This is a genomic window from Micromonospora sp. CNZ280, from assembly GCF_011759515.1.
In genome coordinates, this window is sequence record NZ_JAAOYP010000001.1 from 1,552,870 (window position 1) to 1,572,213 (window position 19,344).

General features: G+C 75.0%; 18 protein-coding genes. 8 read left to right on the forward strand and 10 right to left on the reverse strand.

The window, feature by feature from the left end; translation table 11 throughout:
• Positions 1–7: 7 nt before the first annotated feature.
• The 6 genes from FHX32_RS07360 to FHX32_RS07385 form a co-directional block, all read right to left on the reverse strand.
• The gene (locus tag FHX32_RS07360) at positions 8–403 is read right to left on the reverse strand and encodes a phage holin family protein (protein WP_167180023.1); all 396 of its coding nucleotides are present in this window, start codon (positions 401–403) and stop codon (positions 8–10) included.
• The gene (locus FHX32_RS07365; RefSeq protein ID WP_167180024.1) at positions 400–1,107 is read right to left on the reverse strand and encodes a hypothetical protein; all 708 of its coding nucleotides are present in this window, start codon (positions 1,105–1,107) and stop codon (positions 400–402) included. The genes FHX32_RS07360 and FHX32_RS07365 overlap by 4 nt, the downstream gene beginning before the upstream one ends.
• 330 nt (positions 1,108–1,437) lie before the next feature.
• On the reverse strand, positions 1,438–1,983 hold the full coding sequence (locus tag FHX32_RS07370; RefSeq protein WP_167180025.1) for a DUF3263 domain-containing protein: 546 nt from the start codon (positions 1,981–1,983) through the stop codon (positions 1,438–1,440).
• 136 nt (positions 1,984–2,119) lie between these two features.
• Positions 2,120–3,136: an ABC transporter permease subunit gene (locus FHX32_RS07375; RefSeq protein ID WP_167180026.1), complete on the reverse strand. Its 1,017-nt coding sequence runs from the start codon at positions 3,134–3,136 to the stop codon at positions 2,120–2,122.
• Positions 3,133–4,143 carry an ATP-binding cassette domain-containing protein gene (locus FHX32_RS07380; protein ID WP_167180027.1) on the reverse strand — a complete coding sequence of 337 codons (1,011 nt, stop codon included), beginning with the start codon at positions 4,141–4,143 and terminating at the stop codon, positions 3,133–3,135. Before FHX32_RS07380 ends, FHX32_RS07375 begins: the two co-directional genes overlap by 4 nt.
• 121 nt (positions 4,144–4,264) lie before the next feature.
• On the reverse strand, positions 4,265–5,050 hold the full coding sequence (locus tag FHX32_RS07385) for a DeoR/GlpR family DNA-binding transcription regulator (protein ID WP_088996312.1): 786 nt from the start codon (positions 5,048–5,050) through the stop codon (positions 4,265–4,267).
• Positions 5,051–5,246: 196 nt separating this feature from the next.
• Between FHX32_RS07385 and FHX32_RS07390 the strand changes: the two genes are divergently transcribed.
• Genes FHX32_RS07390 through nagA form a run of 3 tightly spaced genes read left to right on the forward strand, consistent with a single transcriptional unit; the run spans position 5,247 to position 8,202 of the window.
• Positions 5,247–6,176 (forward strand): sugar isomerase, encoded by a 930-nt coding sequence (locus FHX32_RS07390; RefSeq protein ID WP_167180028.1) that lies wholly within the window; start codon positions 5,247–5,249, stop codon positions 6,174–6,176.
• Positions 6,173–7,096 carry an ROK family protein gene (locus FHX32_RS07395; protein ID WP_167180029.1) on the forward strand — a complete coding sequence of 308 codons (924 nt, stop codon included), beginning with the start codon at positions 6,173–6,175 and terminating at the stop codon, positions 7,094–7,096. Before FHX32_RS07390 ends, FHX32_RS07395 begins: the two co-directional genes overlap by 4 nt.
• A complete protein-coding gene (gene nagA / locus FHX32_RS07400) occupies positions 7,093–8,202 on the forward strand; it encodes an N-acetylglucosamine-6-phosphate deacetylase (protein WP_167180030.1) in 1,110 nt (369 codons plus the stop codon). The genes FHX32_RS07395 and nagA overlap by 4 nt, the downstream gene beginning before the upstream one ends.
• A gap of 284 nt (positions 8,203–8,486) precedes the next feature.
• Here the strand turns inward: nagA and FHX32_RS07405 are convergent, their stop codons facing one another.
• Positions 8,487–9,695 (reverse strand): DUF4032 domain-containing protein, encoded by a 1,209-nt coding sequence (locus FHX32_RS07405; RefSeq protein WP_167180031.1) that lies wholly within the window; start codon positions 9,693–9,695, stop codon positions 8,487–8,489.
• A 168-nt stretch (positions 9,696–9,863) separates the two neighbouring features.
• Here FHX32_RS07405 and FHX32_RS07410 point away from each other — a divergent pair, with 168 nt between their 5' ends.
• Both FHX32_RS07410 and FHX32_RS07415 read left to right on the forward strand, forming a co-directional pair.
• Positions 9,864–10,601 (forward strand): phosphatase PAP2 family protein, encoded by a 738-nt coding sequence (locus tag FHX32_RS07410; protein WP_486481084.1) that lies wholly within the window; start codon positions 9,864–9,866, stop codon positions 10,599–10,601.
• A gap of 10 nt (positions 10,602–10,611) precedes the next feature.
• Positions 10,612–11,841 (forward strand): APC family permease, encoded by a 1,230-nt coding sequence (locus FHX32_RS07415; RefSeq protein WP_167180033.1) that lies wholly within the window; start codon positions 10,612–10,614, stop codon positions 11,839–11,841.
• A gap of 54 nt (positions 11,842–11,895) precedes the next feature.
• Here the strand turns inward: FHX32_RS07415 and FHX32_RS07420 are convergent, their stop codons facing one another.
• Positions 11,896–13,896, reverse strand: coding sequence for an NAD-binding protein (locus FHX32_RS07420; protein WP_167180034.1), 2,001 nt, complete (start codon positions 13,894–13,896; stop codon positions 11,896–11,898).
• Positions 13,897–13,990: 94 nt separating this feature from the next.
• Between FHX32_RS07420 and FHX32_RS07425 the strand changes: the two genes are divergently transcribed.
• The 3 genes from FHX32_RS07425 to FHX32_RS07435 all read left to right on the forward strand — a co-directional run bounded on the left by FHX32_RS07425 (position 13,991) and on the right by FHX32_RS07435 (position 16,765).
• Complete coding sequence (locus tag FHX32_RS07425; RefSeq protein WP_167180035.1) at positions 13,991–14,482, forward strand: MSMEG_6728 family protein; 492 nt, start codon at positions 13,991–13,993, stop codon at positions 14,480–14,482.
• Between the two features lie 39 nt (positions 14,483–14,521).
• A complete protein-coding gene (locus tag FHX32_RS07430; RefSeq protein WP_167180036.1) occupies positions 14,522–16,051 on the forward strand; it encodes an FAD-dependent oxidoreductase in 1,530 nt (509 codons plus the stop codon).
• 270 nt (positions 16,052–16,321) lie between these two features.
• Positions 16,322–16,765 carry an HNH endonuclease gene (locus tag FHX32_RS07435; RefSeq protein WP_167180037.1) on the forward strand — a complete coding sequence of 148 codons (444 nt, stop codon included), beginning with the start codon at positions 16,322–16,324 and terminating at the stop codon, positions 16,763–16,765.
• A gap of 70 nt (positions 16,766–16,835) precedes the next feature.
• Here the strand turns inward: FHX32_RS07435 and FHX32_RS34435 are convergent, their stop codons facing one another.
• Positions 16,836–18,383: a serine/threonine-protein kinase gene (locus FHX32_RS34435; protein ID WP_486480950.1), complete on the reverse strand. Its 1,548-nt coding sequence runs from the start codon at positions 18,381–18,383 to the stop codon at positions 16,836–16,838.
• Positions 18,384–18,509: 126 nt separating this feature from the next.
• On the reverse strand, positions 18,510–19,277 hold the full coding sequence (locus FHX32_RS07445; protein WP_167180038.1) for an enoyl-CoA hydratase-related protein: 768 nt from the start codon (positions 19,275–19,277) through the stop codon (positions 18,510–18,512).
• Positions 19,278–19,344: the final 67 nt, after the last annotated feature.

The window sequence follows — 19,344 nt, forward strand, 5'->3', positions numbered from 1 at the left end:
GGTCGGTTCACCGGCCACGTATCGCGTTCGGCAACTGCCGCGCGGTTTCCTGGGTACGGGGCAGCACCCCGCGCATCTCGCGCAGTTTGCCGCGCGCTCTGGCGAGCAGGACCGCCCCGATCACGGCCCAGGCGATCGCCACGAGCAGCGCGGCCCAGCCCTGGTCCATCACGTTGGACAGGCCCCACCACACCGCGTACGACACGAACAGCACGGCCAGGAAGCCGGCCAGACCCGCGCCGCCGAACATTCCGCCGGCCTTGCCGGCCTGGCTCGCCTCCTCGCGGAGCTCCGCCTTGGCCAGCTCGACCTCCTTGCGCATCAGCGTGGAGATGTCCCGGGTCACGTCGCCGAGCAGGTCGCCGACGGACGCCTGGGTCCGCTCCTTCTCCGGGGCACTCATGGCGCCACCCCGCCGGGGATCTCGCCCTCCGGCCGGCCCGGCGGCGTCGAGCTGCGCACCCGGGCCGCACCCATGTACGGTGACTCGACCTCGTACGGTGCGGCGACCGTCCGCTCGTACGGCCGCGGCCCGGCCTGCATCTCGCCAGGCTGGACACCGGCGGGACCCGGTTGCGGCGCCTCGCTCGGCGCGCCCCGGCCGCCGTCGCCGCCCGAGGTCAGGCTCCGGGTGAGCCGCCCGAACAGCAGGCCGGCCACCGCAGCCCCGGCCAGGAAGGTGCCCGGATGTCGGCGCGCGTATGCGCGCACGTCGTCCATCATGTCCGCCGGCTCGTTGTGCTCGATCCAGCCGGCCGCCTGCTCGGCGGCGTTGGCCGCCCGCCGGACCACCTGGGCGGCCATCCCGGAGTCCTGGCTGCGTTCCGCCATCGAACTGAGTTCGCGGCCGAACCCGCGCAGGCCGTCCGCGGCCCGCTGCTTCTGCGCATGGGCCTGGCCGCGCAACTGGGTGTTGGCCTCTCCGGTCAGGTTCCGCATCTGCTGCCGGGCCTCGTGGGCGACGTGGCCGCCCTGTTCGGCCGCGGCGTGGGCCATCTGCCCGCCGGCCTGGGTCGCCTGGTGCCCGACCCGCGACGCCTGCTGCCGGGCCTGCTGCCCGGCGCCGGTAGCACCGTCTGGTGGCCGGCTCGGGTTCATCCCCGTCATTAGCCCGCTCCCTCCGTCGGCCCCGGGGCGGCGGTCGCGCCCCGGAACGTGGACCGGCCGCGACACTCGCGGCCCGGAACGCCATCCGCCTACCCGCGCGGCTCGCCGGCATTCCGTCCCGGGTGTCGGGGCAGGGATCGGAATCCGGACCAACGGCCGGTGAGCGGGGCGGGTGGCTCGACGGGTGCGACGGCGGTCGAGAAGGACGGCCGGGTACGCACCGAACAGGCCAGTACGGTCCACCTGCCGGAAACTGGGAGCTACCGTTCGGCGAGTGGGTTCAGCGCAACCTCCACGCGTCCCGTTAGGCGTCCGGCGGGGCGACGGCGGTCAGCGGCGGCGGTCGCGAGCCCGGGAGGAGCGCAGCCGGCGCAGCCGCCCGATCAGCACGGGCTCGGCGGCCAACGCGGCCGGGTGGTCGAGCAGCGCGTTCAACAACTGGTAGTAGCGGGTGGCGGAGAGGCCGAAGGTGTCCCGGATGGCCTGTTCCTTGGCGCCGGCGTGCCGCCACCACTGCTGCTCGAAGGCGATGATCGCGCGTTCCCGCTCGGTGAGCGCGGCCGCCGGCCCGGCCGGGTCACCGGCACCAGGCACCGTCGCGTCTGCCGGGCCGGGCTGATCGGTGGCGCCACCGGTCAGGGCCTCCGGACCGGGCGTCGCGTCCGTCTCCGGTACGCGACCCGCCGGCCCCGCACCGGGCGCCGGGGCGCGGGGCGCGGTCTCCGCCTCCGGTGCGGTGCGGGGCGGTGGGACCGGGGCGGTCTCCGGGGCCGGTGCCGGGCGCGGCGTCGGTGCGCCCGGGCGGGAGCCACCCGTCCGCCCACCCTGGCCGGCCGCGGCGGTCTCGCTGGCCGGGGCGGCTTCGGCGGGCTGCATGGCGCTCCTCGCGGGCGACGGGCGGCCGGCGCGACGGGGCCGACCGGGGGGACCTCAGCCTAACCAGGGCCGGCCCGGACCGCACAGACGGCGCGGCCCGGGTCGGGGAGGACCCGGGCCGCGCCGCCGCCGTACGTCAGGAGATGTCCCGCCGGCGCATCGCCCAGAGCGCGGCCCCGAGGATCACCACCAGCCCGACGCCCAGCAGCACCGAGGACTGCTGCCAGGTGACGTCGAAGGTCTCCGGCCGGCACTCCCCGGTGAAGGTGGCGTTGCACGCCTCCCAGTCCTCCAGGGTCACCTTCTTCTGCATCCACGCCACCGCGTACGTGGGCAGCAGCCAGGCCTCGGCGAACCGCACCCCGGCCATGTCGAGCAGGATGGCCAAGCCGAACTGGCCGACCACCATCACCGCGATCGCCCCGCCGAGCGCCATCGCGGTGTGCCGGCCGAGCGAGGCCAGCGCGAACCCGACGGTCGCCATGAGCAGCGCCAGCACGATGCCGCGGAGCCCGGTCAGCGCGAACGACTGCCAGACCCCCGAGGTCACCTTCTCGGTGCTGCCCCGATACACGGCCACCAGCCAGAAGCCACCGAACCACGCCACCGCGGCGGGCAGCGCCACCGCCAGTACGCCGGTGAGCAGCGCCGCCAGCTTGGTGAGCAGCACGGTCAGCCGCTTCGGCCGCCACAACAGCAGGTTCATCATGCCGCCGGTGCTCCACTCCGCCCCGACGAACGACGCGCCGACCACGAATCCGACCAGCGCCAGGATCGCCGCGAAGGGCAGCAGGGTGAAGCCGAAGCTCTCCCGGAAGTCGAAGGTGGACGGCAGGAACCACTGCGCCTCGAACGCCTCCCGCGGCGGCGGGGTGATCACCGAGCAGTCCGCAGGGAAGCGCTTGGCATCCGCCGCGCCCTCGGTCTTCGCCCGCTCGCAGGCGAGGCGTTCCTGCTCGCTCCAGCGGACCTGCTCCTGGTACTGCTGCTCGGCCTGGCGCTCGGCCTTGGCCACCGCCGCCGCGTCGATCTTCTGGTTGCTGAAGAAGACGCCGATCATCACGGTGGCCAGCACCAGCAGGGCCAGCAGCGTCATCCAGCGGGTGAAGCGCCGCTTGGCCAGCCGGCGCAGCTCGGTACGGTAGAGACTCACGCGCCCCAACCTCCTCCGGTGGCGCCGGGCTGCCCCACCCCACCGACCTTCGTGGACTGGTCGACCTGCCGGTGCTGGCCGGGTACCGGCGCGGTGGCGGTCAGTTCGAGGAAGACGCTCTCCAGGTCGACGGCGACCGGCGCCAGCTCGCTCACGTACAGGCCCCGCTCGGCGAGCAGTCGGGTCACCGTGGCCGGCTTGTCGACCCCGGCGAGCATCAGGTGGTCGGGGTGGCCGGTCACCCGGATCCCGGCCCCGGTCAGCGCCTCGGTGGCCACCGGCAGGTCGGTGACCGCCTCCAGCCGCACCCGCACCGCGCCGGAGGAGTGCTCGGCCAGCACCTGCTCGACCGGGCCGAAGGCCACCCGCCGGCCGAGCGAGATGATGGTGACCGAGTCGCAGATCAGCTGGATCTCGCCGAGGATGTGGCTGGAGAGCACCACTGTCATGCCCGACTCGGCGAGGTTGCGCATCAGTGTGCGCATCTCCCGGATGCCGCCGGGGTCGAGACCGTTCGCCGGTTCGTCGAGGATCAGCAGCTTCGGGTTCTTCAGCAGGGCGGAGGCGACCGCGAGCCGCTGCTTCATGCCGAGCGAGTAGGTCTTGACCCGCTCGCCGGCCCGGTCGCGCAGGCCGACCAGCTCCAGCACCTCGTCGATCCGGGTGGCCGGGACGCCTCCCGCGCCGGCCAGCAGGGAGAGCGTGTCCCGGGCGGAGAAGTGCGGGAAGAACTGCGGGCTCTCCACGATGGCGCCGACCTGGCCGGCGACCGTGGGCAGCGCCGCGGGCACCTCGTGCCCGAGGATGGCCATCCGCCCGCCGTTCGGCCGGATCAGGCCGAGCAGCGTACGCAGGGTGGTGGTCTTGCCGGAGCCGTTCGGGCCCAGGAAGCCGTGCACCTGCCCCGCCTCGACGCGCATGTCGAAGCCGTCCAGGGCGTTGCGGGTGCCGCGCCGGCGACTCTTGTACGTCTTACGTAGACCTTCTATCTCCAGGACAGCTGGCAAGCTGCACCTCCCCCGATACGGGCGCTATGACAGCCGACACCATACGCGGTATGCAGCTCACCGCAATACCCGGTATGCATCGACGCGCCGGATGACTACCGACAGTGAGGAAACGAGTGGATCAGGCGCAGATGACGCTGACCCCGGCGGCCCGGAAGGCCTCGACCACCTCCGGGTTGGCGCCGGAGTCGGTGACCAGGGTCTCCACCCGGTCCACCGGGCAGATCCGGGCGAACGCGTGCCCGCCCAGCTTGGACGAGTCGGCGATGATGACCACGCGCTTGGCCCGGGCGACCATGAGGTTGTTCATCGCCGCCTCCCCCTCGTGGTGGGCGGCCGCGCCGAGCTGCGGGTCGATGGCGTCCACGCCGAGCAGCGCGACGTCCAGGGTGACCTCACGCAGCAGCGCCCCGCCGAGCGGCCCGACCAGCTCGAACGACTTCGGGCGCACCACCCCGCCGGCCACCACCACCTTCATCCGCGAGCGGACCAGCAGCTCGTTGGCGATGTTCAGCGCGTTGGTGACCACGGTGAGCTGGGCACCCTCGGCGCTGGTGTTCAGGTCCGGCCGGACGGCCAGCGCGCGGGCCACCTCGGTGCTGGTGGTGCCGCCGTTCAGGCCGACCACGGTGCCCGGCGAGACCAGCGCCGCCGCGGCCGCGCCGATCCGCTGCTTCTCGGCCGAGTGCTTCGCCGTCTTGTAGCGCAGCGGCAGGTCGTAGGAGACCCCGTTGGCGACCGCGCCACCCCGGGTCCGGGTGATCATCTGCTGCTGGGCCAGCTGGTCGAAGTCACGCCGGATGGTGGCCTGCGAGACGTCCAGCCGCTCGGCGGCCTCCTCGACGGTGACCCGCCCGCTGTCGGTCAGCATTTCGAGCAGGGCGTTCCATCTGGCGTAGCGGTCCACCCCAGGGCCTCCAGTTACTGCGCGGTCGGTGATTGATTGCGTGCACACTAGTGCGCGAAACTACGAGGGCGCAAAACCCTGGCCTGCTCGATCGCGCCACCGGTTGCCACGGCCCACCGGGTTCACGCAGAATGACGCGCGAAAGACGGGTCAAACGAGCCGTATTGCGCACCGTTCTCCCCTGCGAGGAGTTCTCATGGCGTACGTGGACGCGGAGATCGCCAGCCAGCCCGAGTGCTGGCGGGAGGCGGCGCAACTGGTGGGCGCGGTCGCCGGGCACCTTCCCCGCCCCGGCGAGCGGGTCGCCGTGGTCGGTTGCGGCACGTCGTGGTTCATGGCGATGGCGTACGCGGCCCGCCGCGAGGCCGCCGGCCAGGGCGAGACCGACGCCTTCCAGGCGTCCGAGTTACCCGCTGGCCGCCGCTACGACCGGCTCGTCGCGATCACCCGCTCCGGCACCACCACCGAGGTACTCGAACTGCTCACCGCGCTGCGCGGGCAGGTGCCCAGCACGGTGCTGGTCGGCGACCCCGACTCCCCGGCGGTCGGGCTGGCCGACGCCGCGGTGACCATGCCCTTCGCCGACGAGCGCTCGGTGGTGCAGACCCGCTTCGCGACCACCGCGCTGGCGCTGCTCCGCGCCCACCTGGGCGACAACGTCGGCACGCTGGCCGCCGACGCCGAGGTGGCGGTCCGCGCCCCGCTGCCGATCGACCCGGCCCGGATCGAGCAGGTCACCTTCCTCGGTCGCGGCTGGACGGTCGGGCTGGCCCAGGAGGCCGCGCTGAAGTGCCGCGAGGCGGCCACCTTCTGGGCCGAGGCGTACCCGGCGATGGACTACCGGCACGGCCCGATCTCGATCGCCGCGCCCGGCCGGCTGGTCTGGGCGTTCGGCGAGCTGCCCGACGGGCTGGCGGAGGACGTGGCGGCCACCGGCGCCACCTTCGTGCACAGCCGCACGCACGGCTGCCGCACGGTGCTGAGCAGCTGGGCGGCCGGTCGTACGCCGGTCGACCCGATGGCCGACCTGATCCTGGCCCAGCGGTTCGCCGTCACGCTGGCCACCAGCCGGGGCCTCGACCCGGACGCCCCGCGCCACCTGACCCGCTCCGTGGTGCTCGCGTGAGTCCAGCCGACGCCGTCGTCGCGCTGGACGTCGGCGGCACCGGGATGAAGTGCGCCCTGGTGGACCCGGACGGCACCGTGCTGCACACCGAACGGCACCCGACCGGCGCCGAGCGGGGTCCGGCGGCCGTGGTCGACACCATCCTGGAGGTCGCCGAAGGGCTGGCCGGCAAGGCCCGCGCCGACGGCCGCACCCCGGTGGCGGTCGGCATCGCCGTGCCCGGGGTGGTCGACGAGGCGCGCGGGTTGGCGGTCTGGTCGGCGAACGTGGGCTTCCGGGACGTACCGCTGCGCGAGCTGGCGCAGACGCGGCTCGGGCTGCCCGCGGCGCTCGGCCACGACGTGCGGGCCGGCGGGCTCGCCGAGGCCCGGCTCGGTGCCGGCCGAGGCGCCGACCACGTGCTCTTCGTCGCGATCGGCACCGGCATCGCCGCGGCCCACGTGGTGAAAGGCGCGGCCGCGGTGGGCGCGCACGGCGCGGCCGGCGAGATCGGGCACATCCTGGTCCGCCCGGGCGGCCCCCGCTGCGGCTGCGGCCGCCCCGGCTGCCTGGAGGCGGTGGCCTCGGCGTCCGCGGTCGGCCGCCGGTACGCCGAGCTGGCCGGGGAACCGGCGACCGCGGCCGACGTGGCGGCCCGGGCGGCGGCCGGCGAGGTGCTGGCCGGGCAGGTCTGGCGGGAGACCGTCGAGGCGCTCGCCGACGGCCTCGCCAGCGGCCAGGCGCTCTTCGACGTGGCGACCATCGTGCTCGGCGGCGGGTTGGCCCGGGCCGGCGCCCAACTGCTCGACCCGCTGCGCGCGGCGCTGCACGAGCGGATGACCTTCCACCGGGAACCGCGCCTGGTCGCGGCCGCCCTCGGCGACGAGGCCGGCTGCCTCGGCGCCGCCCTGCTCGCCCTCGACGACCTGGAGAACCGATGACCGTGCGGGTGAACGGCAAGGTGGTGACCCCGACCGGCGTGATCCGGCAGGGCTGCGTGGAGATCAACGGCGACCGGATCACCGCGGTGGCCGAGTACCCCTCGGTGCGCGACGGGCACTGGATCCTGCCCGGCTTCGTCGACATGCACACCCACGGTGGCGGCGGGCACACCTTCACCACCGGCGACGCCGAGCAGGCCCGGCAGGCCGCCGCGTTCCACCTTCGGCACGGCACCACCACCCTGCTGGCCAGCCTGGTCAGCTCGCCGTTCGAGCTGATGCGGTCGGCCACCGCCGCCTACCGGCCGCTGGTGGCCGGGGGCGTGCTGGCCGGTATCCACTTCGAGGGTCCGTACCTCTCCGCGGCCCGCTGCGGCGCGCAGAACCCGGAGTTCCTCCGCGACCCCTCCACGAAGGAACTGGCCGAGCTGATCGAGTTGGGCGGCGACGCGATCCGGATGGTGACGCTGGCCCCGGAGCGGGACGGCGCGCTGGAGGCGATCAAGCTGCTCACCGCCCACCGGGTGGTCGCCGCGGTCGGCCACACCGACGCGTCGTACGACGAGACCCGCGCGGCGGTGGCGGCCGGCGCGAGCGTCGGCACCCACCTGTTCAACGGGATGCGGCCGGTGCACCACCGCGAACCCGGTCCGGTGGTGGCCCTGCTGGACGCCCCGAACGTGGTCTGCGAGCTGGTCGCCGACGGCGTGCACCTGCACGACGGCATGCTCACCTTCGCCAGCTCGGTCGCCGGCCCGGAACGGTCCGCGCTGATCACCGACGCGATGGCCGCCGCCGGCATGCCCGACGGCGAGTACGAGCTGGGCGGGCAGGCGGTCACCGTGTCGGACGGGGTGGCCCGGCTGACCCGCGACGGCGCGATCGCCGGCAGCACGCTCACCATGGACGCCGCGCTGCGGCACGCGGTGGCGGCGGGCATCCCGATGGCCGACGCGGCCCGGATGGTGGCCACCACCCCGGCCCGGGCGATCGGCCACGGCGACCGGCTGGGTGCCCTCCAGGTCGGGCTCCGCGCCGACCTGGTGGTGCTCGACGACGACCTGAACGTGATCCGGGTGATGCGCGGCGGCGCCTGGCAGGAGTGACGCCGGGGGCCGTTGGCGCTCGGGCAGCCTGGCCGAGGGCGTGGTCCGCGGACCGATTCCCCCGCGACGTCGCCCGCCTGGCGGAACTGGCCGAGAGGTTCTCCCCTGGCGGGCGGTCGCCGTTCAACCCCCGCGCCGCTGACCATGACATCCACTCGTCGGACCCTGTCGAGCTGCCCCATCGGTGAGACCACCACCGCGCTCCACCGGACCGCCGGTGCCCGCAGTTGCCGCACCGCGCCCGGCAGCCACCGGCGTGCCTGGCAGCGGCTGTCCGTCGGTGGTCAGGCGGTGGGCATCTCGACGCCGAGCACGGCCTGCTCGTCCGGGCGGTGCACCAGCACGTCCGACAGGAACGACTGCACCGCCGGGGCCATCCCGACGTCCCGGCCGGCCCGCTCGGAGAGCAGCCACTTGTGCTCGATGATCTGCGCGAACAGCTCCTGCGGCTCCAGCTTGCGGCGCAGGTGCGCGGGGACCGCCCGGACCACCGGCTCGAAGACCTCGGTCAGCCAGCGGTGGGCGGCCTGCTGCTCGTCGGTCAGGTCACTCTCCGCCCGGTACGCGTCCAGGTCGTTGAGCAGCCGGCGGGCCTGGTTCTCCTCGGCGTCCAGACCGGTGAGCCGGAGCAGCCGGCGGGTGTGGTAGCCGGCGTCGACCACCTTTGGCCGGATCAGGTAACGGCCGTTGTCGATGGTCGACATGGCCACCTCGGCCACGTCGAAGCCCAGCTCGTTGAGGCGCCGGATCCGCCCCTCGATGTCGTGCCGGGCGTCCCGCTCGACCTGCTGCTCGTAGGTGATCTCGTGCCAGAGCCGCTCGTAGCGCTGCACGACCTCCTCGCACACCACCTCGGGGTCGATCGACTCGTGCAGCAGCCCGGCGGCCTGCAGGTCCAGCGCCTCGCCGAAGATGTTGACCCGGGCGATCTCCAGGTCCTCGCCGCGTTGGCCGTTGGAGAGCGACCGGTGCAGCGCCCCGGTCTCCGCGTCCACCAGATACGCGGCGAACGCGCCCGCGTCCCGCCGGAACAGCGTGTTGGACAGCGAGCAGTCGCCCCAGAAAAAGCCGGTCAGGTGCATCCGGACCAGCAACGCGGCGAGCGCGTCGAGCAGCCGGCCCATCGTCTCCGGCCGGAGGGTGTGCGAGAAGAGCGCCCGGTAGGGCAGCGAGAACTGCAGGTGCCGGGTGATCAGCACGGGGTCGAGCGGCTCACCGTCGTCGCTCTGCCGGTCGGCGACGATCGCCACCGCCTCGACCGACGGAAAGTCGATCCGCTCCAGCGCGCGGAGCAGGTCGTACTCGCGCTCGGCCACCCGCTCGCCGGTCTCCTTCACCGCGTAGACGTAGCCACCGAGGCGGACGAAGCGGACGACGTGCCGCGAGATGCCCTGCGGCAGCGCGACCAGGTGCCGGGCGGGCCACTCCGCCAGCGGGGTCGACCAGGGAAGGTCGAGCAGCGCCGGGTCGACGAGGGCCGAGGTGATCCGCACGGCGACAAGTGTGACGCCTCGCCCCGCCCGAGCGCTCCCCCACGTGGCTCGGCACACAGCCACCCCCGGGCCGCGCGGACCGGCCAAGGCGCCGGGCCGGACGGGCCGGCCGCCGCGCCGGGCCGGTAGCGTGGTCGCGTGCGGGAGACCACGACGGTACGGCGGACGGTGCGGCTGCGGCCGGTCCGCCCGGCCGGCTGGTGGTTCGACGCCGCACTGCTGGTCGCGCTGGTCGGGCTGACCGTGGCGCTCGCCGACGACCGGCTCTTCGCGATCGACCGGGCGGTCGCCGACTGGTCGGCCGCACACCGGCCGACGGTCGCGCACTGGACCGCGGTAGTGCTCAACTACCTCGGTCAGGGCACACCGTTGACGCTGATCGCGCTGGGGCTCGGCGTGCTGCTGGCGGTCCGGCTCCGGTCGGTGCGGCCGGTTCTGCCGCCGGTGCTCGCGTTCGTGCTCACCTACCTGACCATCGGCCCGCTCAAGGTGTGGACGGCCCGACCGGCGCCGAGCGCCAGCGTGAAGGAACCGTTCCTGCCGCCGGAGCGGACGCTGCCGCTCTTCCAGGACGACCTGCCGATCCGGTTCGCCCAGTCGTACCCGTCCGGGCACGTGGCCAACGCCATCGTCTGGTACGGCGTGATCGCCCTGCTGCTCGCTCCGCTGCTGCGCGGCCACGGGCGCGCCATGCCGCCCCGACTGGTCGCCGTGATCCGGGTGGTGCCGCCGCTGGTCGTGCTCTGCACCACCACGTACCTGGGCTGGCACTGGCTGACCGACTCGGTGGCCGGGCTGCTGCTGGGCCTGCTGCTGGACCGGCTGCTGCACCGGATGCCCTGGGACGACCTGCCGTTGCCCGGCGCGCTGCACGTCGGGGACCGTCCGTTCACCTCCGTCACCTAGCCTGCCCGTCGTGAATGAACTGGCGCGCCGGCTGGGCGTACCCGACGCGTTGGTCATCGGGCTGGGGTCGATGCTCGGTGCGGGCGTCTTCGTGGTCTTCGCTCCGGCCGCCGCGGCCGCCGGCGGGCCCGGGCTGCTGGCGGCGCTGGCGCTGGCCGGCTTCATCGCCTTCTGCAACGCGACCAGTTCGGCCCGGCTGGCCGCCCACTACCCCGAGTCCGGCGGCACCTACGTCTACGGCCGGGAGCGGCTCGGCCCGTTCGCCGGTTTCCTCGCCGGCTGGGGGTTCGTGGTCGGCAAGACGGCGAGCTGCGCGGCGATGGCGCTGACCATCGGGGCGTACCTCTGGCCGGGGCAGGCCCGGCCGGTGGCGGTCGCGGCGGTGCTGGCGGTGACCGCTGTCAACCTGCGCGGCATCGGCAAGACCGCGACCGCGACGAAGATCCTGGTCGGGCTGGTGCTGGCGGTGCTGGCCCTGGTCGCGGTCACCGGCGTGCCCGACGTCTCGCCGGACCGGCTCGGCGCGGCCGGCGGCTCGGCCCGAGGCGTACTCACCGCCGCCGGCCTGCTCTTCTTCGCCTTCGCCGGGTACGCCCGGATCGCCACCCTCGGCGAGGAGGTCCGCGAACCGGAGCGCACCATCCCCCGGGCCGTGCCGATGGCCCTCGGCCTGGTGCTGGCGATCTACCTGGTGCTGGCGGTGGTCGCGGTCGGCGTGCTCGGCGCCGACCGGCTGGCCGCCTCCGCCGCGCCGCTGGCCGACGTGGTGACCGCCGCCGGGCTGCCCGGCCTGGCCTGGGTGGTCCGGGCCGGGGCGACGGTCGCGGTGACCGGCGTGCTGCTCTCCCTGCTCGCCGGGGTGGGCCGCACCGCGCTGGCGATGGCCCGCCGCCACGACCTGCCCGGCGCGCTGGCCGACGTGCACCCGGTACGCCAGGTGCCGCACCGGGCCGAGCTGGCGGTGGCCGGGGTGGTGATCCTGGTCGTCGCGCTCGGCGACGTGCGCGACGCGATCGGCTTCTCCAGCTGCACCGTGCTGGTCTACTACGCGATCACCAACGCCGCCGCGCTGACCCTGGGCCGCGACCCGGCGCGCAAGCTGCCGGTGCAGCTGCTGGCGGCGCTGGGGCTGGTCGGCTGCCTGCTGCTCGCGGTCAACCTGCCGCTGTCCAGCGTGCTGGCCGGTTTCACCGTGCTGGCCGCCGGCGCCGCCTGGTACGCCCTCCGCCCCCGCCACTGAGCGGCGACTCCGGCGCTGGACGTCGGGTCGCCACTGCTCGCGCCGCCGGGCAGTTCAGGCCGGCTGGCCGGTGCCGTCCGGCCGCCGGGCCGACCCGCCGTCGTCCGGCACCGAATCGGTCGGCGGGCCACCGTTGCCCGCCGGCGACGCCGGAATTGACCCGGACCGGTCGGCGGACTGCCCTGGCAGGGCACCGCCAGTGGTCGACGGCGCGCTGGGCGCACCGGACGTGGCCGGGTTGGCGGCACGGGGCAGAGCACCCGACCGGGACGCCGGCACCGGCCGGGCCGGCGGGGCCGGCGGGGCCGGGGGCGCGCACTGCCGGGTCAGCCAGTCCAGGCCGGCCCGGCGGGCCACCACGGTGAGCCGGTCGCCGGCGAAGATCACCTGGCGGGGGTCGAGGTCCCGCCAGCTCGTCCGGCCGCCACCGGCCGGGGTGCGGGCGATCAACCGCACCTGCCCGTCCCGCGAGGCGGCGCTGAGTGGCCGGCCGTCCAACTCGGACCCGGCGGCGACCGGCACCTCGGCGACCGGCAGGGCGTGCCGGCCGACCGGGATGGTGACGATCACCGCGCGTTCGGTCAGCGCGCCGGTGAACGCCGGGGCGGCCAGGTAGGAGACCGAGCGGGAGACGCCGATGCCGAACGCCTCCTCCACCCGCTCGGCGAAGTCGCCGTCGAAGAGCCGCAGCACCACCCGCAGGTCCTCGCGGACGTCCCGGGCGGCGAGCGCCGCCTCCAGGTTGGCGACGTCGTCGGTGGAGACGACCACGAGCGCCTGGCAGTCGCGGATCGCGGCGGCCTCCAGCGTCTCGGGCAGGGCGGCGTCGCCGACGATCAGCGGCACCTCGAGCTGCCGGGCCAGGGCGGCCCCGCGCGGCTCCGGGTTCTTGTCGATGGCCACCACCTCGACGTCGTACTCGCGCAGCTGCGCCATCACCCGGGTGCCCACGTTGCCGAGGCCGACCACCACCACGTGCCCGGAGTGGTCGGCCTGCAACCGGCCGGTGTGCAGGGCCAGCCGGGCGTTGACGATCCCGTCCACCACCACGGCCGTGATCAGCGGGATCAGCGCCAGGCCGGCGAGGTTCAGCACCACCTGCATGACCTGGGCGTCCGGCGGCTTGGTGGTGTCCGGGTCGGCGCCGCTGAGCGTGGTGACCAGGGTGAGATAGAGCGCCTCCAACTGCGACACGTCCTCGGCCCGGGAGATCAGCGCGCCGAGCACCGCGATCAAACCGAGCACCAGCATCACCGCGATGCCGATCTTGCGGGTGGCGAAGCCGCGGATCGCGCGGACCGTGACCGCGATCGGCCGCCGCCGGCGGCGGGCCCGGACCAGCCGCCGGGCGGCCACCTCGGTGCCGGGCGGCTGCCCGGTGGCCTCGGCGAGCACCAGGTCGGCGGTGGACTGGTCGGCGGGGAGCAGCCGGACCCGCTGCGGGTCGCTCAGGTCGGCCAGCCCGCAGACCACGTCCTGCTCGCGTACGTCGGCACGGCGGGCCACCCGCAGCGTGCGGTCGCGGTGCTGGAAGTGGGTCGGGTCGACCTCGCCGAGCGCGGCTGCGACGAACGCCGGGGCGGCCATCTCGGCGTCGGAGAGCACCTCGACCCGGGCCTTGAGCAGGGTGCGGACCCCGTCGGCCAGGGTGTTGTTGAACATCCGCAGCACCTGGCGGACCTCGTCGTCGACCGCCTGGGCGCAGAGCGCGGCGTGCAGGTTGCCGACGTCGTCCTGGTGCAGCAGGGCCAGCCCGCTCGCCCCGGCCAGGCCGGCGGCCTGGAAGGTCGGCACGTCCAGCCGGTCGGAGCGGACCACCCGCACCCCGCGCAGGCCGGCCACGTCGGGCCCGTCCACCCGGTAGCGTTCCGGCACCACCACGGTGACCCGGGCGCCACCGGCCGGCAGTTCCGTCTCCAGCAACGCCTTCGCGACGTAGTAGGCGAGCGCGTCCCGCCCGCAGATGACGTAGTGCGGCCGAGGATCACCGGCGGGCCGGAGCCGCCAGTTCCACTCGACCGCCCGTCGCGCCCGGTCCCGCCACGGCTCCCCCATGCCCGAATCGTAGTCAGGACCACCACACTGGGCGACCCCGTCCGGTTCGTACCGGCCAGGCATGCCGGCCCGCCCGACGGGTAGAGCAGGCGGCATGCAGACGTTCCTCCCGTACCCGGACTTCCTGGCGAGCGCCCGCACGCTGGACCAGAAACGGCTGGGCAAGCAGCGGGTGGAGACGATCCAGGTGCTGCGCGGGCTGACCTGGCCGATGTACGGCTGGCGCAACCATCCTGCGGTGAAGATGTGGGCCGGGTACGAGGAGGCGCTGACCCGGTACGGGCTGGACATGTGCGCGGTCTGGTCCGAGCCGGGGCGGGCGGACACCTGCGCCGCCACCATGACCCGCGACCTCGCCGCCGCCTGCGGCATCGAGACGGTCCGCGCCCAGGCGGAGTTGGCCGCCGCCGGCGATCTGCCGCCCTGGCTGGGCCGGGAGGACCTGCACCTGAGCCACCGTTCGTCGCTGGTCCGCAAGGACCCGGAGCACTACCGGCCCATCTTCGGCGACGTCCCGCCCGACCTGGAGTACGTCTGGCCGGCCTCGGACCGTCAGCGGCGCTGTCTGCTGCCGACAGAGCGCTGACCGGGCAGACTGGACACACCCACCGGCCGGGAGGTGTCCGTGTCGTTGTCGCAGTTGCTCGGCCGGTTCGTCGGCGTACGCCAACACGTGGTGGACCCGGGCGGCGGTGGCGCCCCGCGCGTGCCGCAACCGGTGGAGACCGTGGTGGTGGGCGGCGGCATCGCCGGGATGTCGGCGGCCGTGGTGCTCGCCGAGCGCGGTGTCACGGTGACCGTGCTGGAGTCCGCGCCGACCCTGGGCGGGCGGCTCGGCGCCTGGCCGGAGGCGCTCGCCGACGGCGTCCAGCGGGTGGAGCACGGCTTCCACGCGTTCTTCCGGCAGTACTACAACTGGCGGTCCATCCTGCGTCGGGTCGATCCCGGCCTGGGCCTGCTCAAGCCGATCCCGGGCTACCCGATCCTGAGCCGGCGGTGGCCGACCGAGGAGTTCGGCGACCTGCCGCCGGCGCCGCCGCTGAACCTGCTGGCGCTGCTGCTGCGCAGCCCCAGCCTGCGCCTGGCCGACCTGCGCGGGATGGACCGGGACGCGGCGCTGCCGCTGCTCAGCTACGACCGGGTGCGCACCTACGCCGAGTTGGACACCACCACCGCCGACGAACTGCTCACCTCACTGCGGTTGCCGGACCGGGCCCGGGCCATGCTCTTCGAGGTCTTCTCGCACTCGTTCTTCAACCACGAGGCCGAGATGTCTGCCGCCGAACTGGTCGCCCAGTTCCACTTCTACCTGCTCGGCAACCCGGAGGGGCTGGCCTTCGACTGCCCCGACGAGGACTACGCCACGGCGATCTGGGAGCCGCTGGCCCGGCACGTCGAGCGGCACGGCGGGCGGGTACTGACCGGCGTCGCGGCCACCGCGCTGAATCGGGAGGCCGGCGGCTGGCGGGTGACCACCGGCGACGGAGCGTCCCACCGCGCCGGGCACCTGGTGCTCGCGGTCGACCCGCCGGCGCTCGCCGCGCTGGTCGCGGCCTCCCCCGACCTGGCCCGGGTCGCGCCGGAACTGGTGGCCCGGATGCCCGCGTACGGCCGGCCCGGCCCGCCGTACGCGGTGGCCCGCTACTGGTGCGACGGGGACGTCGACGCCGGCCGGGCGGTGTTCAGCGGGGTGTCCCGGCAGCCCACGCTGGACTCGGTGACCCTCTACCACCGGCTGGAGAACGAGTCCCGGCGCTGGGCGGTGCGCACCGGCGGCTCGGTGCTGGAACTGCACGCGTACGCCTGCGAGCCGGACGTGCCGGCCGAGGTGCTGGCCGAGCGGATGCGCGGCGAACTGGCCGAACTCTGGCCGGAGGCGGCCCGGTTGCGGGTCCGTGAGCTGCGGGCCCGGGTGGAGGCCCGGGCGCCCGCGTTCACCCCGGGCAGCAACGCCGAGCGGCCCGGCGTGCGCACCGACGCGGCCGGGCTCTACCTGGCCGGGGACGGGATCGCCACGGCCTTCCCCAGCGCGCTGATGGAACGCGCCGCCGCGACCGGCATCGTCGCCGCGAACCACATCCTGCGGGCGGCGGGCGGCGCGGCCGAGCCGGTGTACTCGGTCCGCCCGCGCGGCCTGCTGGCCAGCCAGCGCTAGATCGAAATGCGTTGCCGCCCGCCGCCGGGCGCGCCTACCGTGATCCGCGCAAGGTCAACCACCGCCACGGGAGCCCGTCATGTCGATGTCGCACGGCACGCGCGTGCGGTCGGTGCTGCCCGGCGGCGGTTGCCGAGCCGAAGACCACCGGGGCGGCCGGCCCGACTGACGCGTGCCCGACGTCGAGCCGCCCGTTCCGCAGCAATCGGACCGGGCGGCTCTCTCGTCGTCCGGGCCACCCGTCCGTCACCGCCCTGGAGGGAGATCCCGGTGGACGCCGTCCTTGTCATCAACGCCGACCTCGGCCCGCTGCACCGGGTCACCGTCCAGCACGCGATCCGGATGCTCTGCCGCCGGGTCGCCGAGATCCACGAGGCCGAGCCGGACCGGGTGATCGGGGTCTTCCCGGTTCCCCGGGTGGTGCGGCTCGTCCGGTACGTGGTGACCCGCTGGCGGTTCAGCGCCGGGCCGGCGTGGTCCCGCGCCGGGGTGTTACGCCGGGACGGCCGGTGCTGCGCGTACTGCGGCGGGCCGGCGAGCACCATCGACCACATCCTGCCCCGCTCCCGGGGCGGCCGGAACACCTGGAGGAACACCACCGCCGCCTGCTACCCGTGCAACCAGCGCAAGGGCGACCGGACGCCGGCCGAGGCGGGCATGCCACTGCGGCGGGAGCCGGTGACGCCAAGCTGGGCGGCGCTGGCTGCCCGCTGAGGGACCGGCCGGCGGGAACGGGTGCCACGTCGGGGCAGCACGCCCGGCGTGGCACCCGCCGGCTTCCGGCTCAGCGTCGGTGGCGCCCGCCTGCGGTCAGCGACCGGCCCGGATTCCGCTCGCGGGCGGCGGCGGGCCGGGCCGCCTCGCGGGCCCGCTCCTTCACCCGGGGCACCGGCCGGCCGTTGGCACAGCGGACGGTCACCACGCTCCGGTTGTCGGCGGAGACGAATTCGACCCGGATCTCCCGCGCCGGGCCGGGCTCGTGCGCCTCGACCTGGTAGCCGGCGGCCGGCGTCACGCCGAGCACCTCGATCATCTGACGGTCACAGGCGACCCTGACCACTCCGCCGCGCGCCGACACCGGCACCCCGGGCTTCCCGCTCGGTGACGGTCGGCCGGTCGTCGGGGCCGGCCTGCCTGGAGTCCGGGCGGGCAGGGCCGATATTGCGGAGGTGGCCGGGGCTGGGGTCGCCCGGCCGGCCGACGCGCCCGGGTCGGGTTCCTCCTCAGCGTCAGCGGTGACCGGCAATCCGACGGCTGCCGTGCCGCTGGTGGTCGCGCCGCCCGGCGGCTGGCCGTCCGGCGCCGGCCGCACGGACGGGTCGCCGAGGGCCCCGGCGAGGCCCACCGCGGCCACCACCGCGGTGCCCACGGTCAGCACCAGCCGCCCGCCGAGCCGGGTGACGCGACGGGCGGACGGGCCGGTGGCGGCAACCGGGGCGCCCGGCGGGCGCACGGTGGGCTGGTCCGACCCGGACCGCTCCGGCGCGGGCCGGTCGGCCTCGACCGGGTCCGGCTCGGCCATCCGGACGACCGCCGCGCCCAGCACCCGGGCCACCTCGGCTGCCGGCGGCCGGTCCAGCGGGTCCTTGGCCACGCACCGCCGGTACAGCCGGCCCACCTCGGCCGGCACCCCGGCCACCGCTGGCAGCGGACCCGGTTCGGCGTACGCGTGCGCGCGCAGCGTCCCGGTGTGGGTGGCCATCTGCCAGGGCAGCCGGCCGACGAGCACCCGGTGCAGGAGCAGCCCGAGCGCGTAGACGTCGGAGGCGGGCAGCACCTCGCCGGCGTCGAGCCGCTCGGGGGCGAGGTAGGCGGGGGTGCCGAGCAGCCGGCCCTCGAAGTCGATCTCCGGCGCGCCGGCGACCGCGGCGATGCCGAAGTCGAGCATCTTCGCACCGGTCGGGGTGAGCATCACGTTGCCCGGCTTGACGTCCCGGTGCACCAGGCCGAGGGCGTGCGCGGCCGCGAGGGCGGCCGCCACCTCGGCGCAGACCCGCAGGGCGGCCCGGGGCGGCAGTGGCCCGTCGGCGAGCCGCTGTTCGAGCGTACGGCCGGTGAGCAGTTCCATGACCACGAACGGGACCTGCTCGCCGGCCAGCGCCGACTCGCCGTAGTCGTAGACGTTGGTGACGTTCGGGTGGGACATCCGGGCCGCTGCCTTCGCCTCCGCCCGGATCCGCCGTCTGGCCACCACGTCGGAGCCGACCAGCACCTTGACCGCCACGTCGCGCTCCAGCACCTCGTCGTGCGCCCGGTGGACCACGGACATGCCGCCCTCGCCGAGACGCTCACCGAGCCGGTAACGCCCGGCGAGCAACTGATCGCGCTGCACGACGACAGCCTGCCGCACCCGGCGGCCGGACACCAGCGACCCATCGAACGTGTCGGATCCACAGTGGCCGTACCGCGAGCCGCCGTCCTCAGCGGACCGGCGCGTCCAACCGGCCTGGCCGAGGGGTCAGCCCCGACCGGGCGGCGTCCAGCCGAAGCGCGGCGGGCGGCGCTCGGCGAAGGCCGTGACCCCCTCGCGGGCCTCGCCGCTGTCCAGCACCTGCCGGTGCCACCAGGCGATCCGGTCCGCGTCCGCCCTGCCGTCGACGATCTCCTTGGCGGCGGTGACGGTGAGCCGCGAGCGGTCGGCGATCGCCGCGGTGAGCTCGTCGACCCGGTCGGTCAGTCGGTCGGCCGGCAGCACCTCGTCGACCAGGCCGATCCGCAGCGCCCGTTCGGCGTCCACCAGCTCGGCGGTGAAGAGCAGGTGCTTGGCGGCGGACGGGCCGACCAGCCCGGCCAGCCGGCGGGTGGTGGGGGTCGGATAGACCAGGCCGAGCCGGGCGGGCGGCACGCCGAACCGGGCGTCGGCGGCGGCGATCCGCAGGTCGCAGGCGACGGCGAGCTGGCAGCCGCCGCCCACGCAGGCGCCCCGCACCGCCGCCACGGTCGGCTTGGCGAATGCCGCCAGCCGCTCCTCGGCGACCACCGCGATGCTGGCGTCCCCCGCCGCCAGCAGCTCGTCCAGGTCGCCCAGGTCAGCGCCGGCGCAGAAGGTGCCGTCGGCCCCGGTGAGCACCAGCGCCCGGACCGCCGGGTCGGCCTCCAGGTCGTCGAGCAGCACCGGCAGCTGCCGCCACATCGCCGGGGTCATCGCGTTGCGCCGCCCCGGGTTGTGAATCACCACGGTCGCCACCGGCCCGGTCACCTGGACCACGAGTTCCGCGTCCGCCACCGTCCTGCCTCCCTCGTCCCGGTCCGGCTGACCATAACGGCGCGGGCCCGGCCGCCACCCGCGTGGG